This window comes from Lentzea sp. NPDC060358 (genome assembly GCF_042725365.1).
In the GTDB taxonomy this organism is placed as follows: Bacteria; Actinomycetota; Actinomycetes; order Mycobacteriales; family Pseudonocardiaceae; genus Lentzea.
This window is the reverse complement of the sequence record NZ_JBHXCW010000363.1, coordinates 1-5,739: the sequence shown is the minus strand read 5'-3', so window position 1 is coordinate 5,739 and position 5,739 is coordinate 1. Positions and strand designations below refer to the sequence as shown.

General features: G+C 70.1%; 4 protein-coding genes. 2 read left to right on the top strand and 2 right to left on the bottom strand.

Going from position 1 to position 5,739, the window contains the following annotated elements; genetic code table 11:
• The coding region (locus ACFWGZ_RS39030; protein WP_382456628.1) for a DUF1996 domain-containing protein at positions 1–807 on the bottom strand (807 nt) is incomplete at its 3' end.
• A gap of 216 nt (positions 808–1,023) precedes the next feature.
• Between ACFWGZ_RS39030 and ACFWGZ_RS39025 the strand changes: the two genes are divergently transcribed.
• Positions 1,024–2,736, top strand: a complete 1,713-nt coding sequence (locus ACFWGZ_RS39025) for a discoidin domain-containing protein (RefSeq protein ID WP_382456627.1) — start codon at positions 1,024–1,026, stop codon at positions 2,734–2,736.
• On the opposite strand, the gene ACFWGZ_RS39020 is transcribed toward ACFWGZ_RS39025, so the two are convergent.
• Positions 2,720–4,645, bottom strand: a complete 1,926-nt coding sequence (locus ACFWGZ_RS39020; protein ID WP_382456626.1) for a hypothetical protein — start codon at positions 4,643–4,645, stop codon at positions 2,720–2,722. The genes ACFWGZ_RS39025 and ACFWGZ_RS39020 overlap by 17 nt on opposite strands.
• A 241-nt stretch (positions 4,646–4,886) precedes the next feature.
• Between ACFWGZ_RS39020 and ACFWGZ_RS39015 the strand changes: the two genes are divergently transcribed.
• Positions 4,887–5,726 carry a dienelactone hydrolase family protein gene (locus ACFWGZ_RS39015; protein ID WP_382456625.1) on the top strand — a complete coding sequence of 280 codons (840 nt, stop codon included), beginning with the start codon at positions 4,887–4,889 and terminating at the stop codon, positions 5,724–5,726.
• Positions 5,727–5,739 lie beyond the last annotated feature (13 nt).

The window sequence follows — 5,739 nt, the reverse complement described above, 5'->3', positions numbered from 1 at the left end:
CTTCAGCACCACGTTGATGCAGTTGCGGACGCGGCGTTCCATCTCGCCCCGCGGCCACACGTTGAAGAAGTCGCCGTGCATCGTCTGCCCGGTGCCCGAGGCGAGCCGGAACCCGGCCGGGTTGCCGCTGACCGGGTAGCGCAGGACCATGCGCAGCTTGGGAACCGCCACCGGGTGGCTCGACGGGCAGCCGCCCGCGACCGGGTAGGACAGGTGGGACTTGTGGTCGGACGAGTCGAGGTCCCTGCCGTTCCAGCACTGCGGGAAGTCCAGGTAGGTCTCGAGCATCGTGCCGGACGGGCACTCCACGAAGTTCTTGGAGGGGTTGACGTGCCCGGCGTGCAGGCAGGACCAGCGCGCGATGCTGTCGGCGTCGCCGGTGGCCTTCGCGTTGCCCGCGACGATCTTCAACCCGTACGGCATCGGCTGGATCGCCCCCGGGTTGTTCACGCCCTCACCGAGGTAGTAGAAGGTCACGCCGGTCGGTGCGACCGCCGTGTTGTTCCGGTAGAGCGTCGGCACCCAGTACGACGAGATGTCCGCGGCCGGGTTGCAGTTGCCCGTCTGCCCCTCCAGCGACTGCTGGGTGGAACGAGCGTCGGTCGAGTGGTTGCCGAAGAAGTCGTGCGAGTGGGACGCGCCGGGGAGGTTCGGCAGCACGATCGGGTCGTCCGGGAGCCGGTGGCTGATCGGGCACTCCGCGAGGAACTCGGCGACGCGCACCGGTTCCCCTTGTGCCGCAACGGGAATGCTGAGCACTCCCGCCGCCAGGGCGAGAACAGTGGCCAGGTGGAACAACTTCCTCATTGAAGCTTTCCTCTCCGCAGCAGGATTGGGAGAGCGCTCTCACGCTCGTCGAGCATGGCGCAGGTCGTAATGGGGCGTCAATCCGCAAGAAACGTTCAGAATTCCCGGTTTTCTTGACAGCGCGCATCCGGTGGCTCGACCCTCGGCTCTGAACTCCCGTCGGAGAGAGCGCTCTCTCACACCCCCGCCGCCCGTTCTCCGGCATCAGGAGCACCCATGTCAGGAAGGCTTCACCGCGGAAGACTCCCACTCCTCGCCGCCGCGGCGCTCGTGGCCGCGGCGTTCACCCCGGCGGCCGCGCACGCCGCCGGTCCGCTGATCTCCCAGAACCGTCCGGTCACCGCCTCCAGCAGCGAGAACGCGGCGTTCCCGGCGACCGCCGCGGTCGACGGGGACGCGGGCACCCGCTGGTCCAGCGCGTTCGGCGACCCGCAGTGGATCCAGATCGACCTCGGCTCGTCCGCGAAGGTCGACCAGGTGACGCTCGCCTGGGAGGCCGCGAGCGCCAGGGCGTACACGCTCAGCATCTCCGCGGACGGCACGTCGTGGCAGGAGCTTCGTCGAACGACGACCGGCCCCGGCGGCACCGAGACGCTCGCGGTCGGCGGCACCGGCCGGTACGTGCGGCTCGACCTGACCCAGCGCGCCACGCAGTACGGCTACTCGCTCTGGGAGTTCCAGGTGTTCGGCACCCCCGGCACCGGCAACGGCGGCGAAACGCTGCTGTCGTACGGCAAGTCCGGGTCGGCCTCGACGTTCCAGGACGACGCGAACTGCGGCGGGTGCACCCCGGCCAAGGCGTTCGACCGCGACCCGGCCACCCGCTGGGCCACGAGCGCGACCAGCGGCTGGGTCGACCCCGGCTGGATCTCCGTCGACCTCGGCGCGCGGGCCACGATCTCGAAGGTCGTCCTGCAGTGGGACCCGGCGTTCGCCACGGCCTACCGGCTGGAGGTCTCCGACGACAACGCGACCTGGCGGCAGATCTACGCCACGACCACCGGCCGCGGGTTCAAGGAGACCCTGGCGGTCAGCGGCACCGGCCGGTACGTGCGGATGTACGGCACGGCCAGGTCGAACGGCTACGGCTACTCGTTGTGGGAGTTCCAGGTCTACGGCACGGGCGGTGCGCCGGTCACGCCCCCGCCGCTGCCGCCGAACCCGAGCTTCCCCGGCCGGCTCGTGTGGTCCGACGAGTTCACCCTGCCCGCGGGCACCGCGCCGGACGCCTCGAAGTGGCAGCCGGAGACCGGTCCCGGCGTGAACAACGAGCTCCAGTACTACACGAACAACAACAACGCCCGGCACGACGGCAACGGCAACCTGGTGCTGCAGGCCCGCCGCGAGGTCACGCCCGGCAGCGCGTGCCCGGTGGACCCGGTCAGCGGCAGCGGCACCTGCCAGTACACCTCGGCGCGGCTGAACACCTACGGCAAGTTCAGCTTCACCTACGGACGCGTCGAGGCGCGGATCAAGGTGTCGTCGACGCAGGGGCTGTGGCCCGCGTTCTGGATGCTGGGCGCGGACTTCTTCGACCAGCGCAGGCCGTGGCCCTACACCGGCGAGATCGACATCATGGAACACGTCGGCAAGGAGCCCAACCGGGTCTACTCGACGCTGCACGCGCCGGCGTACAACGGCGCGGGCGGCTACGGATCACCGCTCGACCTCGGTCAGCCGGCGTCGTCGGCGTTCCGGACCTTCGCGGTCGAGTGGGACTCGAGCCACATGACGTTCAGCGTGGACGGCACCAGGTTCTTCACCGTCGACCGCGACGTCCTGGAGACCACGCGCGGACCGTGGGTGTTCGACCACCCGTTCTTCATCATCATCAACAACGCGGTGGGCGGGGACTGGCCCGGCCCGCCGGGGGCCGGGACGCAGCTGCCGCAGGACATGGTGCTGGACTACGTCAGGGTGTACCAGTGATCGAGACCCCGGCCGGCGGCGAGACGTCGAACGCCTCGCTGACGGCCTCCACCTCGATCCGCGCGGTCTCGCCGTTCGCCAGCGGGATCGCGGGCACGAAGTACGCGTCGCCGGTCGTGCCGCCGAGGAAGGTCCGTTCGGCGCCGGCCTTGTAAACGCGGTACTGCCGCACCGCACCGGGGGAACGAGTCCAGGTGAGCCGTGCCGACACCGTCGTGGCACCGGTACGGCTCACCTGCTCGACCCGCACGTCCGACGGTGCGACCGGTGCCGTCAGGACCGGGTTCGCCACGCCGATCCGGCCGATCAGCGCGGTGCCCGCACCGCCGGGCAGCACCCGCAGCGAGATCTCCGTGAGCGTCGCGCCGGCGTGCGGTCCGAGCGGGAACACGCTGCGCCGCCACCCGCCGCTGACCCCGCCGAGGTCGAACACCTCCTCGTCGGCGCCGAACCGCAGCACGGCCTGCAACGGCGACGGGCCGGTGCCCGTGCGGTGGACGATCTCGAACTGGGTGGCGCCGGTGATCGGCAGCGCCGTGGCGAACAGCCTGACCTCGGTGGTGTCCGACGGGGTTCCGGTGATCTTCAGCGCGGTGCCGCCGTCGTACGGGTCGTCCCAGTCGAGCGACGGCACGACCTTGGTACCGGTCCCGGTGACGCTCCAGCGCCACGTCGGCAGCACGTCCTGCAACGACAGGTTGTTCCACGCCTGCGTCGAGCGGACCGCGCCGCCGACCGCGAACTTCCGGCCGTGGCCGGTGTTGAAGTTCGTCACGAACGGCAGCGAGGTGATCGGCGTCAGCTCGGTGATGTAGTGGGCGATGCCCTTCCAGCTCGCCGTCGTCGCGGTGTCGGACGGGTCGCCGTTCGGGCCGACCCAGAACCGGTTGTCCCGCGCGTAGAAGTCGGTCGGGCCGGTGGCCGACTTGAACGTCCACTCCGGACGGTAGAAGCCGAGCGAGGTCACGTGCGGCTTGTTCTCGGGGAAGACCGAGGACCAGCCGACGCTCGTGTTGTAGCCGCTGGACTCGACGTCCACCCCGGACGCCAGGTCGTACGGGCTGCGGCCCATCTGCCGGGCGAGCGCCGCCGAGCTCGCGAGGCCCTGCGTGCTCCACCAGAAGTTCAGGAACATCTCGTCGGACTGCTCGAAGAACGCCCTGTTGCGGGCGGTCAGCGCGTTCTGCCAGCTGACGCTGCCGGTGTCGGTCATCGCGTCGTACCAGATGATCCGCAGGCCGCTCCTGCGAATGTAGGTGACGAAGTCGCGCATGTCGTTCGCGAGCTGCGCGTCGCCGCCCGCGGTTTCCTGGTTGAGGAACCAGCCGTCGAAGCCGTGGTGGCGCGCCACCTGGACCATCTTGTCCGCCACCGGGAACCGGTCGCCGTCGCGCCGCACGAAGTCGCGGACCCACTGGATCTGGCCGCCGTACGCGGTCGGCGGGAGGAAGACGTTGCCGATCACGCGCACGCCGTTGCGGTGCGCCGCGTCGGTCACGGTCGGGTTCGGGGCGAGGATCAGGCCCTCGGACGCCGACCCGCCCCAGAACACCAGCTCGTCGATGTACTGCCAGTAGTTCGTGGCGTAGTAGTTCATGTCGAGCGCGCCCTGCGCCGGGTTGAAGCTCGTCGGCGCGTACGCCACCAGTGCCTGCACGCGCGCCTCGTTCGGACGCGCGTGCGGGTTGGCGGGTCTCGCCGGGACCACGCGCCGCGCGAGCGGGACGGTGCTGCGGTTGTACTTCGCGTCCCGGTCCGTCGACGGGTCCCAGTCCAGGATCGTCGCCGGGTGCCAGTAGGACGCGTAGGGCTGCGCTGCCGGGCCGGCAGCGGACGCGGGAGCCTCGGACAGCAGACCGGTGAGCGCTGCTGTGGAGCTCAGGACGAGGAACTGTCTCCGGGTGGGCACTCGATCACCCTCGTGGGCCGTCTGATTCGCCGCATACCGCCGCTGCGGTGACCGGACAGGACGACAACGTCTCGGTTCGCTGCGCTGGGTGACGGAGTCGAATTCGACGAAACGCGGTCGAACGACGTCGAAATGCGCCGGTAACCATCCGAGTGGCCGAACCCGCACTTCGCTACCGGGCGGTAGCGTGAGCGCCGCCGTCGCTTTTGGTTCCCCTGCAACCAATCGAGGTGTCTTCGTCGTGCGCATCACAACCGCGCTGGCGGCGCTCGTCCTGGCGCTGATCCCAGCCACCACACCGGCCACCGCCACCGCGGCGGCCAACCCGTACGAACGCGGCCCGGCTCCCACGGCCACCTCCGTGGAAGCCTCCCGCGGCACGTTCGCGGTCACGTCCGCCGCGATCGCCCGCCAGTCGAACTTCGGCGGCGGCACGGTCTACACGCCCACCAGCGACCTGACCTTCGGCGCGGTCGCGATCTCACCCGGTTTCACCGCCACCCAGACCTCGGTCGCGCACTTCGGTCCGCGGCTCGCGTCCTACGGGTTCGTGGTGATCACCATCAACACCCTGTCCACCCTCGACGACCCGGACAGCCGCGGCGCCCAGCTCCTCGCCGCACTGGACTACGTCGCCCGCACCAACCCGCGCGTCGACGCCTCCCGGCTCGCCGTGATGGGGCACTCCATGGGCGGCGGGGGAGCGTTGCGCGCCTCCGCGTCCCGGCCCGCCCTGCAGGCCGCGATCCCGATGGCCGGCTACCACACCACGAAGAACTGGTCGTCGGTCCGGGTTCCCACGATGCTGATCGGTGGCCAGAACGACCCCACCGCCCCGGACTCGCAGCACTCCATCCCGTTCTACAACTCCATCACGGCGGCGCCCGACAAGGCGTTCCTGGAGCTGCGGGGCGGCGACCACTCGACGCCGCGCAGCGACAACGTGACGGTGCGCAAGTACTCGCTGTCCTGGCTCAAGCGGTTCGTGGACGACGACCTGCGGTACGACCAGTTCCTGTGTCCGGCCCCTGCCCCGAACACGGCGATCTCGGCGTACCGCGACACCTGCCCGCACTCCTGACCCACCCGTGAGG